The sequence below is a fragment of the Faecalicatena fissicatena genome (genome assembly GCF_016900595.1).
Lineage (GTDB): Bacteria > Bacillota > Clostridia > Lachnospirales > Lachnospiraceae > Claveliimonas > Claveliimonas intestinigallinarum.
Genome location: NZ_JACLYY010000015.1, coordinates 14,969 through 33,128, shown reverse-complemented (window position 1 = coordinate 33,128; position 18,160 = coordinate 14,969). Strand labels below are relative to the sequence as shown.

General features: G+C 56.0%; 15 protein-coding genes. All 15 read left to right on the top strand.

What is annotated here, in order from left to right; all coding sequences use genetic code 11:
- The first annotated feature begins 1 nt into the window (after window position 1).
- Window positions 2-3,379 (top strand): PD-(D/E)XK nuclease family protein, encoded by a 3,378-nt coding sequence (locus H7U36_RS13215; RefSeq protein WP_205156307.1) that lies wholly within the window; start codon window positions 2-4, stop codon window positions 3,377-3,379.
- Window positions 3,376-7,035 carry a helicase-exonuclease AddAB subunit AddA gene (gene addA, locus H7U36_RS13210; RefSeq protein ID WP_205156306.1) on the top strand — a complete coding sequence of 1,220 codons (3,660 nt, stop codon included), beginning with the start codon at window positions 3,376-3,378 and terminating at the stop codon, window positions 7,033-7,035. Before H7U36_RS13215 ends, addA begins: the two co-directional genes overlap by 4 nt.
- A gap of 219 nt (window positions 7,036-7,254) precedes the next feature.
- The gene (locus H7U36_RS13205; protein ID WP_033126842.1) at window positions 7,255-7,578 is read left to right on the top strand and encodes a PadR family transcriptional regulator; all 324 of its coding nucleotides are present in this window, start codon (window positions 7,255-7,257) and stop codon (window positions 7,576-7,578) included.
- A complete protein-coding gene (locus tag H7U36_RS13200; RefSeq protein WP_205156305.1) occupies window positions 7,575-8,336 on the top strand; it encodes a DUF1700 domain-containing protein in 762 nt (253 codons plus the stop codon). The genes H7U36_RS13205 and H7U36_RS13200 overlap by 4 nt, the downstream gene beginning before the upstream one ends.
- A complete protein-coding gene (locus tag H7U36_RS13195) occupies window positions 8,337-9,176 on the top strand; it encodes a DUF4097 family beta strand repeat-containing protein (RefSeq protein WP_205156304.1) in 840 nt (279 codons plus the stop codon). It begins immediately after the preceding gene.
- Window positions 9,177-9,192: 16 nt separating this feature from the next.
- On the top strand, window positions 9,193-9,387 hold the full coding sequence (locus H7U36_RS13190; RefSeq protein WP_205156303.1) for a PspC domain-containing protein: 195 nt from the start codon (window positions 9,193-9,195) through the stop codon (window positions 9,385-9,387).
- A gap of 70 nt (window positions 9,388-9,457) precedes the next feature.
- A complete protein-coding gene (locus H7U36_RS13185; RefSeq protein ID WP_205156302.1) occupies window positions 9,458-9,652 on the top strand; it encodes an alpha/beta-type small acid-soluble spore protein in 195 nt (64 codons plus the stop codon).
- 108 nt (window positions 9,653-9,760) lie between these two features.
- The gene (locus tag H7U36_RS13180; RefSeq protein ID WP_205148168.1) at window positions 9,761-10,456 is read left to right on the top strand and encodes a WecB/TagA/CpsF family glycosyltransferase; all 696 of its coding nucleotides are present in this window, start codon (window positions 9,761-9,763) and stop codon (window positions 10,454-10,456) included.
- Window positions 10,457-10,666: 210 nt separating this feature from the next.
- Window positions 10,667-11,755 (top strand): PucR family transcriptional regulator, encoded by a 1,089-nt coding sequence (locus H7U36_RS13175; RefSeq protein ID WP_033126848.1) that lies wholly within the window; start codon window positions 10,667-10,669, stop codon window positions 11,753-11,755.
- 16 nt (window positions 11,756-11,771) lie between these two features.
- Window positions 11,772-12,458 carry a cell division ATP-binding protein FtsE gene (gene ftsE / locus H7U36_RS13170; protein ID WP_033126849.1) on the top strand — a complete coding sequence of 229 codons (687 nt, stop codon included), beginning with the start codon at window positions 11,772-11,774 and terminating at the stop codon, window positions 12,456-12,458.
- A complete protein-coding gene (ftsX, locus tag H7U36_RS13165; protein ID WP_205156301.1) occupies window positions 12,448-13,356 on the top strand; it encodes a permease-like cell division protein FtsX in 909 nt (302 codons plus the stop codon). The genes ftsE and ftsX overlap by 11 nt, the downstream gene beginning before the upstream one ends.
- Before the next feature lie 96 nt (window positions 13,357-13,452).
- Complete coding sequence (locus H7U36_RS13160) at window positions 13,453-14,598, top strand: murein hydrolase activator EnvC family protein (protein ID WP_033126851.1); 1,146 nt, start codon at window positions 13,453-13,455, stop codon at window positions 14,596-14,598.
- Between the two features lie 32 nt (window positions 14,599-14,630).
- Window positions 14,631-15,773 (top strand): S41 family peptidase, encoded by a 1,143-nt coding sequence (locus H7U36_RS13155; protein WP_081958104.1) that lies wholly within the window; start codon window positions 14,631-14,633, stop codon window positions 15,771-15,773.
- 115 nt (window positions 15,774-15,888) lie between these two features.
- Window positions 15,889-17,181, top strand: a complete 1,293-nt coding sequence (locus tag H7U36_RS13150) for a dihydroorotase (RefSeq protein ID WP_033126853.1) — start codon at window positions 15,889-15,891, stop codon at window positions 17,179-17,181.
- Complete coding sequence (gene pyrF / locus H7U36_RS13145; RefSeq protein WP_033126854.1) at window positions 17,174-18,100, top strand: orotidine-5'-phosphate decarboxylase; 927 nt, start codon at window positions 17,174-17,176, stop codon at window positions 18,098-18,100. The genes H7U36_RS13150 and pyrF overlap by 8 nt, the downstream gene beginning before the upstream one ends.
- The last annotated feature ends 60 nt before the right edge of the window (window positions 18,101-18,160 follow it).

Genomic DNA, 18,160 nt, shown 5'->3' with positions numbered 1-18,160 from the left:
TATGGCATTGAAATTTATTTTTGGGGGTTCCGGTTCCGGGAAGTCCCATTATCTATATGAGAGGATCATAAAGGAGGCCGGGGAAAATCCCGGCCTTTCCTATCTGGTCCTTGTGCCGGAGCAGTTTACCATGCAGACTCAGAAGGATCTTGTGATGATGAGCCCCGCGAAGGGGATCATGAACATCGATGTCCTCAGCTTTGTGCGCCTGGCTCACCGGATCTTTGAGGAGACGGGGAAGGGGGGATTCCCCGTGCTGGACGACGAGGGAAAGAACCTGGTGCTGAGAAAGATCGGCGGAGATCTGGAAGGGAAGCTGACGGTGCTGAAGGGCAATATGCGCAGGCTGGGTTATGTCAGCGAAGTGAAGTCCGTCCTCTCCGAGTTCATGCAGTACGACGTGGGGGAGGAGCAGCTGGACCAGGTCATAGCAGGAGAGCAGGAGGGCTCCTACCTGTCCTTTAAGCTGCAGGATTTAAAGCGCCTCTACCGAAGCTTCCAGGACTATATGAAGGAGAGGTACACCACCAAGGAGGAGCTGCTGGATGTGCTGGCAAAGGTGGCGGCGGAGTCTGCCCTTCTAAGGAAGAGCACAGTGGTGCTGGACGGCTACACCGGGTTCACGCCGGTCCAGAACCGCCTGCTGGGAGAGCTTATGACGATCTGCCGGGACGTGGTGGTCACGGTGACTATCGACGAGAGGGAAAATCCCTACGCCTGCGAGCACCCCTATCAGCTCTTTGCCATGAGCAAGAAGACCGTCGCCTCCCTGGTGGAGATCGCCCGGGAGCGCCGGGTGCCGGTGGAGGAGCTGAAATTCCTGCGGCCCCAGGTGCCCCCCAGATTTCAGGGGAGCCCTGCCCTGGCCTTTGTGGAGCGTCAGCTTTTCCGGTACGGGAGCAGCTCCTTTGAGGGGGAGCAGGATGGGGTGGAGCTCCACGTGGCGGCCAGCCCGGACAAGGAGGCGGAGGCGGCCGCCAGGAAGGTGCGGTCCCTTGTGAGAAAGGAGGGGTACCGGTACCGGGAGATCGGCGTCATCGCCAGCGACATGGAGGTGTACGGCAATTATCTCCGGAAGGCCTTTGTCCGCTGCGAGATACCGGTCTTTATGGACCAGAAGAGGAGCATCCTCCTCAACTCCTTTGTGGAGTACATCCGCAGCCTTCTCGCCATGTCCAGGGAGAGCTTTACCTGCGACAGTGTGTTCCGCTTCCTGCGGACCGGCTACACCTCCTTTTCCAGGAGTGAGCTGGACGACCTGGAGAACTACTGCCTGGCTCTGGGCATCCGGGGATGGAAAAAATGGCAGCAGCGCTGGATCCGCCGGACAGAGGGCATGGACGCCGGGGAGCTGGACCGGCTCAACCACATGCGGGTCCTCTTTGTGGAGAAAATGGAGCCTCTCCTTTTTGTGCTCCGCCAGAGAAGAAAGACGGTCCGGGATATCACGGAGGCCCTCTATGATTTCCTGGCAGGGGAACAGATGCAGCTTGCCCTGAAACGGCAGGAGGAGGCCTTCCAGGAGAGGGGCGAGAACGCCCTGGCCCGGGAGTACGCCCAGATCTACGGCATTGTCATCGGCCTTTTTGACAAATTTGTGGAGCTTCTGGGGGAGGAGCAGGTCTCCCTCCAGGAGTACTGCGACCTGCTGGACGCGGGCCTTGCGGAGGCCAAGGTGGGGGTCATCCCGCCGGGCATTGACCAGGTGGTGGCCGGAGATATGGAGCGGACCCGCCTGAAGGGGGTGAAGGCCCTGATCTTCGTGGGGGCCAACGATACCTTTCTGCCGGGCTCCCTGGTGAGGACAGGTCTTCTCTCCGAGCGGGATGTGAAGGCCTTTGAGAAGGAGCGGATCGCCCTGACGCCGGGAAGCCGGGAGCAGGCCTATGTGCAGAAGTACTATCTCTATCTGAACCTGACCAAGCCCTCCCGGAAGCTCTGCGTCTTCTACAGCAGGGTGTCCGCTGACGGGAAGACCATCCGGCCCTCCTACCTGGTGCAGGAGCTGGAGAAGCTTTTCCCGGAGCTGGCAGTCATCGACGAGGATGCCATTCTCTTGAAAGACCGGGAGCTCTCTCCAAGGACCGGGCTCTCCCAGCTCATTGAGGGCCTGCGGATGAAGAGTGAGAAGGCGGGGGGTGCCTGGATGGAGCTCTACACCTGGTATAAGAGGAACCGGGAGTGGGGAGACCGGATCGGCGCCATTCTGGAGGCGGGATTTTACCGGAGACCCCAGGACGCCATCACCCGGGCCGCGGCAGAACGGCTGTATGGGAACCGGCCTTTGGAGAGTATCTCCCGGATGGAGAAGTTCTCCGCCTGCGCCTTTGCCCATTTTCTCGATTACGGGCTGCGGCTGAAGGAGAGAGAGACCTTTGAGTTCCAGGCTGTGGACATGGGAAATGTGTTCCACGGCGCTATCGAGCGGTACTCCCGGAAGGCCTCTGCCAGCCAGGGAGGGTGGACCGGCCTGGACCGGGAGGCTCAGAAGCGGCTCTGCCAGGAGAGCGTGGAGGAGGCGGTGACAGACTACGGTAACTCCGTCCTTTACAGCTCCTCGAGGAACGCCTGGCTCATCACCCGCATCGAGCACATGATGGAGCGGACGGTGTGGGCACTGACAGAGCAGCTGAAGGCCGGGGATTTTCAGCCGGAGGCCTATGAGCTGAAGTTCGGGGCAGGCAAGATCGACCGGGTGGACACCTGTGTGGGGGCGGACCGGGTCTATATCAAGATCCTGGACTACAAGACCGGGCAGACTGCCTTTGACCTTTCCCTTGTCTACGGGGGACTGCAGATGCAGCTTCTGGTCTACATGGAGGAGGCGCTGAAGATTACCGGAAAGAGGTATCCGGGCCGGGAGCCTGTCCCTGCCGGGGTGTTCTACTACTACATTGAGGATCCCTTCACAGATCCTGGGGGAGAGGAGAGTCAGATCGAGGAGAGGCTTCTAAAGAAGCTTCGGCCAGACGGCCTGGTGAGCCTGGAGGGGGATTCCCTCCGGCATCTGGAGCACAGGACACAGGGGGAGTCTCTGGCCATTCCGGTTTCCTTTAACAAGGACGGGGCCCTCTCCGCCAGGTCGAAGGCGCTTTCAGGGGAGCGCTTCCGCATGCTGGGAGCGTTTGCCAGGGCAAAGGCGGGGGAGCTCCACAACCGCATCGCCTCCGGGGAGGCGAAAGCGGAGCCCTACAGGTACGGGGGGCGGACCGGCTGTGATTACTGCGGATACCGGCATATCTGCGGCTTTGACAGCTCCCTGCCAGGCTACGGCTACCGGGACATCAGCAGCATGGGGCAGGAGGAGGCGCTGCTGCGCATCCAGGCCTACAGCGCCGGGCCTGATACAGAGGAAGGAAGACAGGAGGGACAGTCATGAGCGTAAAGTGGACAAAAGAACAGCAGAGTGTCATTGACTTAAGAGACCGCAGCATCCTTGTGTCCGCGGCGGCGGGCTCCGGCAAGACGGCCGTGCTGGTGGAGCGCATCATCACCATGCTCACCAGGCAGGAGGATCCGCTCTCCGTGGATGAGCTCCTCATCGTCACCTTCACGGAGGCGGCTGCCGCGGAGATGAAGGAGAGGATCCGCCGGGCCATCGAAAAGAAAGCCCAGGAGGATCCCTTTAACGAGCACCTGCGGCAGCAGGCCACTCTCATCCACAGCGCCTCCATCACCACTATCCACAGCTTCTGCCTCTCTGTGATCCGGGAGAATTTTCATGTCATTGACCTGGACCCTTCCTTCCGCATCGGCGAGGAGGGGGAGCTGAAGCTGCTGGAAAGAGATGTGCTGCAGGAGCTTCTGGAGGAAAAGTACGGGGAGGGACAGGAACGCTTTCTGGCTTTTGCGGAGAGCTATGCGTCGGGAAAGAGCGACCGCAGGCTGGAGGAGATCATCCTGAAGCTGTACGAATTTTCCAGGAGCTGTCCTGACCCGGAGGGGTGGCTTGCGGACTGCGTCCGGGCCTGTCAGGTACAGACAGGCGAGGAGCTGGAGAAGACGCCCTTCTTTGCTTTCGTCCGGGAGGAGGTGGACCACGCCATGGAGACGGCGGTCCGCCTGAAGGATCAGGCGCTGGCCCTCTGCCTGGAGCCGGATGGCCCCTACATGTATGAGGAGATGCTGGAGAGCGACATGAAAAACGTGGAGCGGTTCCGGCAGGCCGCCACCTACGCCCGGTACCGCCAGGCGTCTGAGCAGATTGCCTGGAAAAAGCTGGCCCCTAACAGGGACAAGGCTGTGTCTAAGGACAAGGCGGACCGGGTGAAAAAGCTTCGGAAAGAGCTGAAAGATGAGTTTGACTTCCTGGCCAGGCAGTATTTTTCGCAGACAGAGGAGGAGCTCCTCGCAGGCTTGGCAGTCTGCGCTCCTATGATGGCGGAGCTTAAGGACCTGACAGAGGCCTTTGCCGCCCGCTTTGAGGAGAAGAAGAGAAGCCGCGGCATGATCGACTACTCGGATATGGAGCAGTACGCCCTGCGCATCCTCACGGAGAAGACGGAAGAAGGGCTTCGGCCCTCCCCCTGCGCCCGGGTGTACCAGGAGCAGTTCCGGGAGGTGATGATCGACGAGTACCAGGACAGCAACCTGATCCAGGAGGCCATCCTGACAAGTGTGTCCCGCACCTGGCAGGAGAGGAACAACATTTTCATGGTGGGGGATGTGAAGCAGAGCATCTACCGGTTCCGCCTCTCCAGGCCGGAGCTCTTTATGGAAAAATTTGACACCTACCGGATCTATGAGGGGGAGGGCACGGACAGTCGGACTCAGAGGATCGATCTGTTTAAGAATTTTCGCAGTCGTCCGGAGGTCCTGGAAAGCGTCAACGCCCTTTTCCGTCGGATCATGATACCGGAGCTGGGAGGCATCACCTACGACGACAGGGCCGCCCTCTGGCCCGGCGCCTCCTACCCGGAGAGCCGGGGCAATGACACGGAGCTGCTTCTCGTTGACGGCAGCCTGGACGAGGAGCTGGAGGAGGCGGCGGGAGAGAAGCTCTCCGCCAGAAAGCTGGAGGCCAGGGCCGTGGCAGACTGTATCCGCAGGATTTTAAAGGAGCAGCTGGTGACGGACAAGGAGACAGGGGAGCTTCGGCCGGCGCGCTATGGGGATATTGTCATCCTGACAAGGAGCATCAAAGGGTGGAGCGACGTGTTCATGGAGGTGCTTCTGGAGGAGGGAATCCCCGCCTGCGCGGGGACGAAGGAAGGGTATTTTGAGACGAGGGAGATCGGCGTGCTGCTGGATTACTTCCGGGTACTGCAGAATGAAAAGCAGGATATCCCCCTGACAGCCGTCCTCTCCTCCTGGTTTGGACAGCTCACCGACGAGGAGCTGGCCAGGATCCGCATCGCCTGTCCCGACCGCCGTTTCTGTGAGGCGGTGCAGCAGTACAGAAGCCAGGGGGAGGATCCGGCGCTTCGGGAGAAGCTGGCTGCCTGCCTGGACAAGATGGATTATTTTCGGGAGAAAGCCTCCTACACAGCCATTCATGAGCTTCTCTGGGAGATTCTGGATGACACCGGATACGGAGACTATGTGGCGGCCCTTCCCGGCGGTGAGCAGAGGAGGGCCAATGTGGATATGCTGGCTCAGAAGGCCATGGCCTTCGAGAGTACCAGCTACCAGGGGCTTTTTAATTTTATCCGCTATATCGAGCAGCTGCAGAAGTACAACGTGGACTACGGAGAGGCTTCTGTCAGCGATGAGAACGCGGACACGGTGCGCATCATGAGTATTCACAAGAGCAAGGGACTGGAGTTCCCTGTGGTGATCGCGGCCGGAATGGGAAAAGGCTTCAACACCCAGGACACAAAGGGGAACATCCTCATCCACGCCTCCCTGGGAGTAGGCATGGATGTGGTGGATCTTAAGTATCGCACAAAGGCGCCCTCCTTCTACAAGCAGGTGATACAGAGGAGGGAAAAGCTGGAGAACCTAGGGGAGGAGCTGCGTGTCCTCTACGTGGCCCTGACCCGGGCCAAGGAGAAGCTGATCTTGGTGGGAACTATGAAGGATCCGGCGGGGAGGCTGGAGGAGCTGCGGGCTTTAACGAGCGCAGAGGAGGAGCTGGAAGCCCTACGCCCCCTCTCTTTCGGGGAGCTGTCCCGGGCCTCCAGCTATCTGGACTGGATTCTGCCGGCTGTGGCCGCGGCAGACGGAAAGGCCCACGTGCAGGTGGAGATCCTGAATTTGGAGGGGCTTGTCAGAAGGCAGGTGCAGGAGGAGGCAGAGGGCATCTTTACAAAGAAGGCCCTGGAGGACTGGGACACAGAGAAAGTGTACGACGGGGAGATGAAGGAGAGCTTGGAGGAGCAGTTTTCCTACAGATATCCTCATCCGGATCTGGAGGGGCGGAAGCTGAAATTCACGGTCTCTGAGCTGAAAAAGAGGGAGTATCTGAGAGAGCTGTCTCTGGAAGAGCCAGGAGACGCAGGAGAGATGCTCTTTGAGGAGCCGGAGGTGGTGCCTCTGATCCCCAGGTTCCGGGCCGGGGAGGAGGAGCTCACCGGCGCCTCCCGGGGAAGCGCCTACCACCGGGTGATGGAGCTTCTGGACTTTACAGAAGAGTACACCCAGGAGAGCCTGTCCCAGGCGGTCCGGTCTATGGAGGAGAGCGGCCGCATCGCCCCGGAGATGGCCCGGTGCGTCCGTCCCGGGGATATTCTGGAGTTTACCCGCTGTGAGAGTGGAGGACGAATGCGGGAGGCGGCCAGGAGAGGACAGCTCTTCAGGGAGCAGCCCTTTGTCATTGGAGTGGACATGGCGAAGGTGTACCCCGACAGCGCCGGCAAGGAAGAGGACAAAATCCTTGTGCAGGGGATCATCGACGCCTGGTTTCAGGAGGAGGACGGGATTGTGGTGCTGGACTACAAGACAGACCAGGTGAAGACCGCGGATCAGCTTGTGGAGAAGTACCACGCCCAGCTTGACTACTACGCAAAAGCCCTGGAACAGCTTCTGGGCAGACCGGTCAGGGAGAAGATCATCTACTCCTTCACTCTGCGGGAGGAGATCATTCTGCCCGGATAAGGCCCGGCAGAAACAGAGCAGCCCCGCTCTGACAGCAGGACATCTGGTCCCTGTCAGGGCGGGGCTTTGTCTTGTCTTTATGATACTTTTATATAATATTTATTGACAAATAATACTATACAACATATAATATAGCCATGAAAATAATATTGAGATTTTGACAATATCAGTGCCGGTGTTGGAGCGGCACTGTAAGGCAGGGAGAAAAGGAGTGATTGTATGGTATTTAACACCGGAGCTGCCCTCCTTGACGCGATCGTCCTGGCGGTTGTCTCAAGAGAAAAAGAGGGGACGTACGGTTATAAGATCACCCAGGATGTAAGGAAGGCCATCGAGGTGTCGGAGTCCACCCTGTACCCCGTGCTGAGGAGACTGCAGAAGGACGACTGCCTGGAAGTGTACGACAGGCAGTACGACGGGAGGAACCGACGATATTACAAGATTACGCCGAGAGGTGAAGCGCAGCTGAATTTGTATCGATCCGAGTGGAAGAGCTATTCGGAAAAGATCAGCGAAATATTTGAGGGAGGTGCTATCTTATGAACCGTATACAGTTTATGCTTGAGCTGGCGGCGCTCCTGCAGGATATATCCGTGGAGGAGCGCACAGAGGCAATGAAATATTACAATGACTATTTTGACGAGGCGGGAGAGGAGAACGAGGCGGAGATCATCCGGGAGCTGGGAAGCCCCGCCAAGGTAGCGGCCGAGATCAAGGCGGGCCTGGGAGGAAAGGCCGGGGAGGAAGGCGAGTTCCGGGAGACCGGATACACAGATCCCCGATTTGAGCGCAGGGAGTCCCCCGCAAGACCGGGCGGCCCGGGCCCGGACAGTCAGAGAGGCGGCACGGGGGCCGGAACTGAAAATGGCGGCCCATCGGCGGGGTATAGCTCAAACGCCGGCAGTTATGGCCAGCCCCGCGGGAGCCGGACCTGGAAGATCATCCTGATCGTGCTGATTCTTCTTGTCTGCTCACCCGTCGTGGTTCCGGTAGGGTTCGCCCTCCTCTGTGTTGTGGCGGGGCTTGCCATCGCTGCGTTTGCCGTCTTTTTTGCCTTTGCTCTTGCGGCTGTCGTGGTGGCTGTCGTAGGGGTCGTCCTCTTCTTTGCGGGGATGATGGCCCTGGTGCCGGACCTGCCAACAGGGCTGGCTCTGATTGGAAGCGGCATGATTTTGGCGGTGATCGGAGCGATTCTGACCGTGGCGGCCGTAAGGCTCTGCATCATCGTGCTGCCGGGACTGTTCCGGTTTTTTGTAGAACTCTGCAGACGTCCGTTTCACAGGAGAAAGGCGGTGGGTTAAATGAAGAGAGGATGGAGAAATTTCTGGATCACCTGCGGCGTGGTAGCCGGTATCGGGTGCGTATGCCTGGTCAGCGGGAAAGTGATGGGAGCTACCCTGACTGTCATGGATAACTATATTCCGGACTGGATCGGCCCGGGAAGAGGGGAAGTGGATGTGTCCTACGATTACGGCGACACTCCCCTGGAGGCGGACACAGATGAGACTTACTATGGTGTCCGCTCCCTGAAGCTGGACACAGAGGGACTCGATGTCCAGATCCTGAAGGGCACCGGCGACGGCATCACCGTACAGACGGAGGACGTCTACTCTGCCCTGAAATTCCAGGTGGCAGAGGAGGACGGAGAGCTGACGGTGGAGACCACGGCCCGCCGCTTCCCCTGGCGGATGAACAAGGGAAATTACGGCAATGTGTGGATCTATGTTCCGGAGGAGCTTCAGCTTGAGACAGCGGATCTTCAGCTGGGCATAGGTGAGCTCTATGTGGAAAATATAGACGCCGGAGAGCTGAAGCTGGAGGTGGGCGCCGGCTCCGCCGCCCTGGACTGGTTCACAGCGGATGAACTGGACATAGAAGTAGGCGTGGGCACTGTCGAAGTGTCCGGCGATACCAGACAGAAGGCGGATCTGGAGTGTGGCGTTGGCAGCCTTGTCTACACGGCAGCGGGAAAAGAGACAGATTTCAACTACAGGCTGGAGTGCGGTGTTGGAGAGCTGAATATTGGAGAGAGCAGCTACTCCGGACTTGGCGTAGAGAGGACAATCGACAACAGGGCCCAGAGGACAATGGATATTTCCTGCGATGTGGGAAGCACAGAAATTTATTTTGAAGAATCGTAGAAAGGAAGGATTGATTATGGATACAAAGAGACTTTACCGTTCCAGAAGAGAGCGCATGATCTGCGGTGTGTGCGGAGGCGTGGCCGAGTATTTCGGTATTGACCCGACCCTCATAAGGCTGGCCTTTGTCCTGTTTATCTTTGCGGGAGGAAGCGGTTTCCTGGCCTATCTGATCGCGGCCATCATCATACCGGATGATCCCAGACAGTAAAAGGGCTGTATAAAATAGCTGATCCTGTCAATACTTCCAGATAGCAATCTATTTGGAAAGGGGCAGGCATATGGGAAAGAAAAAAGAAAAGCCGGTTGATCTGAATACGCTTACAGAGGAGGAAAAGCTGAAGTACGAGATCGCGGAGGAGCTGGGTCTGCTTGACAAGGTTATGGAAACAGGATGGAGGTCTCTGTCGTCCAAGGAGACGGGCCGCATCGGCGGCCTGATCACCAAGAAAAGGCGGCAGAAAGGCCAAAAGTGACAAAAGTGTTAAAAATATTACGAAGTGTGAAGATTTAGTGTCAAAGGTTGAAAAGGACAGGTCATTTTGTTATAATCGACAGCCAGAGGGAATTGCGGGTGATTATCAATGAACGGAAAGATCCATGTGCTGAATATTGACATAGATGACTGTACCGCCAAGGAGGCCATGAAGCAGACTGTGGCATATATGGGGACTGAAGCGATCAATGTGATCGAGATGGTCACGGTGGATACCTTGATGTATGCCTCCGGCGATCCTTCCCTGCGTGAAAATATAGAGAAGATCGATCTCGTGATCCCAGGTGAGAAGGAGATCCTGGAGGGTGTGGATGTGCGCGAGAAGAGACAGCTCCAGGAGATCGAGCAGAGGACTTATCTGAAAATGTTCCTTCGCTTTCTTCACAAGAACCATTCCAGAGTCTTCCTCCTGGTGGAGACAGAGGAGGAGGCGGAGGGATTTTACCGCTTTCTCGAGGAAGACTACAGCGGGATCCAGATTGCCGGTATGGCAAAGGTGTCGCCTGCGGATGAGGCCGATGACCTGGTGGTCAATGCGGTCAACGGGGCTGAGATCGACTGTGTTATCGCTTCTCTGTCTTCTCCGGGCCAGGAGGAGTTCATTGCCCGGAACAGGCTGCTGCTGAACGCGAGGGTCTGGCTGGGGGTGGGGAAGAGCGAAAATCCCATCTACAGAAGCCGGGGCAGGCTGGAGCGGATCGTCCAGTTTATCAACCACAGGCTTTTCCGCCACGAGGTGGAAAAAAACAGAAAAAAAGAGCTGGAGACAGCCTCGGAGCACTGACATTTTCAAGGCAATTTGTATAGCCCCTTGGGGTGGAAAATTAAAGAAAATAGAGGAAGAAAATTGAGGAAATTAACAAAAATGTGTGATTTCCTCTTTCTTTTTTTGTGAATTTATATTAGTATAAAAAAGAATAATATGCAAAAAGCGGTAAATGTGCGCAAATACATTGTGGAAAATGCATATTGAAATGAGTGGAGGAGATGGAATATGATATCTAATCAAATACTACAAAATACCATCGATGGCTTAAAAGCGATCACGCGGATTGATCTGTGTGTCATGGATACAGACGGGAAATCTCTAGCAAGCACATTTGCCGAACAGGAGAATTACGAGGCATCTGTACTTTCTTTTGTGGAGTCGCCGGCGGACAGCCAGGTGATCCAGGGCTATCAGTTTTTTAAGATTTTTGACGAGCATCAGCTTGAGTACATCCTTCTCGCCAACGGCGGGAGCGATGATGTCTACATGGTCGGGAAGGTGGCGGCGTTTCAGATCCAGACGCTTCTGACTGCCTACAAGGAGCGCTTCGACAAAGACAATTTTATCAAAAATCTCCTTCTCGACAATCTGCTGCTGGTAGATATTTATAACCGTGCAAAAAAATTACATATTGACACAGAAGTCAGACGTGTTATCTTTATAGTGGAGACTGCCCGGGAGAAGGACAGCAGCATGCTGGACCATGTGCGCAGCCTTCTCGGCAACAAGACAAAGGATTTTGTCACTGCGGTCGACGAGAAAGATATTATAATCGTAAAGGAGCTGGCACCTTCAGACGGTCACGCGGAACTGGAGAAGACGGCTGAGACTATACTGGAACTCCTGAAAGGGGAGGATGATGACGATATCCGCATTGCTTACGGAACTGTGATCAATGACATCAAGGAAGTGTCGAAGTCCTACAAGGAGGCAAAGCTTGCCCTGGATGTGGGGAAGATCTTTTTTGATGACCGGAAGGTCATTGCCTACAGTACACTGGGGATCGGGCGTCTGATCTATCAGCTTCCCATTCCGCTCTGCAAGATGTTTATCCGTGAGATTTTTGAGGGGAAATCGCCGGATGAGTTCGATGAGGAGACACTGACGACGATCAACAAGTTCTTTGAGAACAGTCTGAACGTGTCCGAGACATCGCGGCAGCTCTATATCCATCGCAACACGCTTGTCTACAGGCTGGATAAGCTGCAGAAGAGCACGGGGCTTGACCTCCGTGTGTTTGAGGATGCCATCACGTTCAAGATCGCGCTGATGGTAGTGAAGTACATGAAATACATGGAATCACTGGAGTATTGATAATTAGGAGGAAAATATGATTGAACTGAACGAAGTAACGAAGGAATACTCGAAGGGAGTCGCGGCGCTAAACGGTGTGACTCTGAAGATCGAGCAGGGTGAGTTTGTCTTCATCGTCGGAGACAGCGGATCGGGTAAATCCACGCTGATCCGTCTGATCATGAAGGAACTGGAACCGACTTCCGGTACGATCGTCGTGAATGGACAGAATCTGGAGAGGCTGAAACACAGACAGATCCCTATGTATCGCAGGGGTCTGGGTGTCGTGTTCCAGGATTTCCGTCTTCTGAAGGACAGAAATATATATGAGAATATTGCCTTTGCCCAGCGTGTCGTGGAGACATCGCCCAGGATCATCAAGAAGAAAGTGCCTGCGGCTCTTTCGCTGGTTGGTCTTGCCCAGAAATATAAGTCTTATCCAAAGGAGCTGTCCGGAGGTGAGCAGCAGAGGGTTGCCATCGCGCGGGCTATCGTAAATGAGCCTGCCATCCTTCTGGCCGATGAGCCGACAGGTAACCTGGATCCGACTAACTCCTGGGAGATCATGAAGCTCCTGGAGGAGGCCAATGAGAGGGGGACGACTGTCCTGGTCGTGACACACAACCAGGAGATCGTGAACGAGATGAGAAAACGAGTAGTGACAATGAAAAAGGGAGTCATTGTCAGCGACGAGCAAAAAGGTGGGTATAATAATGAAGATTAGTACAGTCGGATATTCGACAAAACAGGGGTTTAAGAACATTGCCCGTAACAAGCTGTTTTCCATTGCGTCCATTGCGACGATGGCGGCGTGTATTTTTGTGTTCGGTCTGTTCTTTGCAATTGTCATGAACTTTAACTATATTGTGCAGAAGGCCGAGGAGGGAGTTGCCATCACCGTCTTCTTTGACGAGGGGCTGGATCAGTCCCGGATCGATGAGATCGGCGATGAGCTGAGATCCTGCGACGGCGTGCTGGATGTGGAGTATGTATCGGCGGACGACGCGTGGGAGTCTTTCCAGAGTGAGTATTTCGGAGAGGACTCCAGTCTGGCGGAGGGCTTTAAGGATGACAACCCTCTTGCCAACTCAGACAACTACGCAGTCTATATGGAGGACGTGTCCAAGCAGGAGAGCGTGGTAAGCTTCGCAGAGAGCTTGGATGGCGTCAGAAGGGTCAACAAGTCGGACGTTGTGGCGGATACGCTCAGCAGCGTCAACAGACTGATCACCTACGTGTCCATCGCGATCATCGCCATCCTGCTGGCTGTGTCCATCTTCCTGATCAGCAACACGGTCACCATGGGTATCACAGTCCGGCGCGAGGAGATCGCCATCATGAAATATATAGGAGCCAAGGACGGGTTTGTCCGGGCGCCCTTCGTCATAGAGGGTGTGGTCATCGGACTCATCGGAGCGATCATACCGCTCGCCCTGTTATATTTTATGTACGGGAAGGCGGTTTCATACATCCTTCAGAGATTTAATCTGTTAAATAACATTCTGGATTTCCTTCCGGTTACAGAAGTCTACAAGGTTCTGCTTCCGGTAGGTCTTGCCCTCGGTGTGGGCATCGGATTTGTGGGAAGCTTCTTCACGATCCGCAAACATCTGAAAGTGTAGCAAACAGGCGCGGAGACGCCTGTCTGTGATAGATTACGGAACCAGAAAACAGACACAGGGGAAACAAAGGGGTACAAAGTAAGGGAGAAAAAAGCTATGGTTAGGAAAAGGTTAGTCAGTGTTTTATTGGCGGGAGCGCTTGTGGCAGGAATGGGGCTGCAGGTGAATGTGACAGTGAAGGCGGATGATCTGCAGGACGCAAAGAACAAGGCCAGCGAGCAGCAAAGCCAGATCGACGCTGCACAGGCGGAGAAGAAGGAGCTGGTGGCTCAGCTTGACGGCATTGTGGCGGATATGGAGCAGACCCAGGCCGACATTGAGGCAAAGCAGGAGGAGATCGCCAAAAAGGCAGATGAACTTGACGCCGCTAAAATTGATGAGAATAATCAGTATGAAAGCATGAAGCTCCGCATACAGTATATGTATGAGAACGGGAACGGACAGTTCCTGGAGACACTGCTGGAGTCCAAGAGTATTGCCGAGTTCCTCAGCAATGCGGAGTACATTACGCAGATCTCTGAGTACGACAGAAACATGCTGGTGGAGTTCCAAAATGTTGTGGATAAGGTGGAAAAGCAGCAGGAGGAGCTGGAGCAGGAGAACGCAGAGCTGGAGGAGATGCAGAACAGTCTCCAGAGTCAGCAGACAGAGCTTCAGTCTCTCGTGGACAGCAAGAGCAGCGAGATTGCCAGTCTTCAGTCCGAGCTGAGCGCTACAAACGCCAAGATCTCCGAGCTGCAGGCGGCTGCGGAAGAGCAGGCGAGACTGCAGAGGGAAGCTCAGAATTCAAATAATAATAATAACAATAGTAATGATAACGATTATACACCAGGGCCATCCTATACGCCTTCCGGCGGAACAGGGAGACTGCAGAACCCCTGCCCGGCGGCCTACATCAGCAGTGAGTTCGGCGGACGTCAGTCTCCGGGAGGCATCGGAAGTACAAACCACAAGGGACGCGACTATGCTGCGGCATCCGGCACACCGATCTATGCTGCGGCATCCGGTACAGTTACAACCGTATCCTACAGTGGCGCCAGGGGAAATTATGTGATTATCAACCATGGAGATATTTCCACCCTCTATCAGCATTGCAGCGCTATTTTTGTGAGTGTAGGACAGTCGGTAGGGGCAGGTGCTAATATTGCGGCAGTCGGTTCTACGGGTAATTCCACCGGACCTCATCTCCACTTTGAAGTGTGGGTGGGCGGTACACCGGTAGACCCAAGATTATATCTGTAGAAGACGAATAGATGGAGAACAGGACTTCATATATGAAAAATCATAGTTTTTTAAAGGGGGCGCTTGCTGGCGCCCTCGTTGTGTTATTGGCAGGGGGAGTTGTCTCCTGCGGGATTTTGAAAAGTGAAGAGGGACGGAAGATGGATCTTCTGAACAGCCTCATCGACCAGTACTATATCGGCGATGTGGATGAGGCGGAGCTGTCTGAGGGAGTCTACAAGGGCTATATCGAGGGGTTGGGAGATCCCTACTCAGTCTACTACGACGAGGAGGAGACAGAGCAGATGAACGAGAGTTTGTCCGGCGAGTTCGGGGGCGTGGGCGCCCTCATGAGCCAGGACAGGGACTCTGGCGTCATCACGGTGCTCCAGGTGTATGACGGCTCCCCGGCACAGGAGGCCGGCATGCGGGACGGCGATACCCTCTACAAGGTGGAGGGGGAAGAGGTGATCGGGGAGGACCTGTCCGATGTGGTGAGCAAGGTGAAGGGAGAGAAGGGCACCCAGGTGACCCTCACAGTCCTCCGGGCGGACACAGGCGAGGAGGAAGAGCTGACCATCACAAGGGATACCATCCAGGCCCAGACGGTCTCCCACGAGATGAAGGAGGACAATGTGGGCTACATCCGCATCGCGGAGTTTGACGCCGTGACCTATGACCAGTACAAGGAGGCGCTGGAGGATCTGGAGAGCCAGGGCATGGAGAAGCTGATCGTGGATCTCAGGAGCAATCCTGGCGGCAACCTGGATACTGTCTGCGATATCCTGGATCTGATGCTGCCGGAGGGACTGATCGTCTACACCGAGGATAAGAATGGGGAGCGGGAGGAGTACACATCTGACGAGGAACATCAGTTTGACAAACCACTAGTGGTCATGATGAACGGCTACAGCGCCAGCGCCTCGGAGATATTTGCAGGCGCTATCCAGGACTACGGCCTGGGGCAGATCGTGGGGACCCAGTCCTACGGGAAGGGCGTTGTGCAGAGCATCTTTGACCTGCAGGACGGCACAAGCGTGAAGCTGACCATTGCAGAGTACTTCACCCCCAACGGCCGCAGCATCGACGGTGAGGGCATTACCCCGGACGTGGAAGTGGAATACCAGTATGATGAAAATGATCCGGAGGCTGACAATCAGCTTGACAGGGCCATGGAGGTCCTGGCGCAGCAGTGAGCGGCAGTCCCTGCGAAAGAGGTGGAACGGGAAATTTCCCGTTCCATTTCTTATAGTGGTATGATAAAATGTTGCCAGGATAGATGTAAAAGAGATTTAGAAAGGAATACAGGCTATGACGATTTTAATTAAAAACGGACATGTGCTTGATCCCGGGACAGGGCTGGATGATATATGTGACGTGCTGATCGACGGGGATCGGATCACAGAGGTGGAAAAGAACATTGAGACAGAGAGCGACCGGGTCATCGACGCCGGCGGATGCTGGGTGATGCCGGGCTTTACCGATCTCCACGTGCACTTCCGGGATCCCGGACTGGAGTACAAGGAGACACTGGCAACAGGCGGCCGCGCGGCTGTCCGGGGAGGCGTCACAACAGTGTGCGCCATGCCCAACACAAAGCCGGTCATTGACAACGGCGTGAAGGTGCGGGAGGTCATGGAGAGGGCCAAGAGAGAGTCCCTCACCAACGTGATCCAGCTGGGGGCCGTGACGAGAGGACAGAAGGGCGAGGAGCTGGCTGACATTAACGGTATGGCGGAGAACGGCTGCCATGCCATCAGCGAGGACGGGAAATCCGTCATGAACGCTTCTCTCTACAGAAAGGGCATGAAGGCGGCCAAAAAGGAAGGCATCGCCGTGTTCGCCCACTGCGAGGACATTACCATGGTGGAGGGCGGTGTCATGAACGCAGATGAGAAGGCCAGGGAGCTGGGGCTTCCGGGCATCACCAACGCGGTGGAGGATGTGATCGTGGCCAGGGATATCCTGCTGGCCAAGGAGACCGGTGTGCAGCTCCACCTGTGCCACTGCTCCACAGCGGACAGCGTGAAGATGCTGGCGCTGGCAAAGGAGGAGGGGCTTCCCGTGACCGGGGAAGTGTGCCCCCACCATTTCATCCTCTCCACAGACGACATCAGGGAGGACGACGGCAACTTTAAGATGAACCCGCCCCTTCGTAGCAGGGAGGATGTGGAGGCCTTAAGAGAGGCCCTGAAAAATGACGTGGTGGACGTCATTGCCACAGACCATGCGCCCCACGCAGAGGCGGAGAAGAACCGCTCCATGAAGCTGGCGGCCTTCGGCATCGTGGGCCTGGAGACCTCCGCGGCCCTGACTTACACAGAGCTGGTGGAAAAAGGCGTTCTCACCCCCATGCAGATGGCGGAGAAGATGAGCTATAATCCGGCACGGATTCTGGGGCTTTCGGACAAGGGCTCTGTGAGCGCAGGCAAGATCGCGGATGTGGTGATCTTTGACCCGCAGAAGGAGTATGTCATTGACAAGAACACATTTTTATCTAAAGGGAAAAACACGCCCTTCCACGGCAGGAAGGTGAGAGGCGAAGTGCGCTGCACCATCGTGGGCGGACGGATCGTATACGAAGGAGGAAAGACAATTGATTAATCAGTTAGTAAGCAATATCAAAAAGACAGGGGCTCCCATTGTGGTGGGACTGGATCCCATGCTCAGCTATATCCCGGAGCAGGTGCAGAAGAAGGCTTTTGCCGAGTTCGGAGAGACGCTGGAGGGAGCCGCGGAGGCTATCTGGCAGTTCAACAAAGAGATCGTGGACAAGACATACGACCTGATCCCGGCTGTGAAGCCCCAGATTGCCATGTACGAGCAGTTCGGCATCCCGGGACTTACAGCCTTCAAGAAGACGGTGGACTACTGCAAGGAAAAGGGGCTGGTTGTGATCGGCGATATCAAGAGAGGGGACATCGGGTCCACCTCCGCCGCCTACGCTACAGGGCACATCGGGAAGGTGCAGGTGGGCGGCAACACCTTTGCTCCCTTTGACGAGGATTTTGTGACGGTCAATCCCTATCTTGGCTCTGACGGCGTGAAGCCGTTTATCGATGTGTGCAAGAAAGAGCAGAAGGGCCTCTTCATTCTTGTAAAGACATCCAACCCCTCCAGCGGGGAGTTCCAGGATCAGCTCATCGACGGGCGTCCGCTCTACGAGCTGGTGGGCGAGAAGGTTAATGAGTGGGGCCAGGAGTGCATGGGCTGCTCCTACAGCTATGTGGGCGCAGTTGTGGGCGCTACCTATCCGGAGATGGGCAAGGTGCTGCGCAAGATCATGCCCAAGGCCTACATCCTTGTGCCAGGCTACGGCGCCCAGGGCGGCCAGGGAAAAGACCTGGTGCACTTCTTCAACGAGGACGGGCTTGGAGCCATCGTCAACTCCTCCAGAGGCATCATTGCCGCCTACAAGCAGGAAAAATACGCTTCCTTTGGAGCGGAGGCCTTCGGCGACGCCTCCAGGGCAGCGGTGGAGGACATGATCGCTGACATCAGAGGCGCACTGGAGAACCGGTAAGCAGAGTCGGCGCAGGTATCCGCCGGAAGGGCGGATACAGCAGAAAAACAGGAGAAGGAA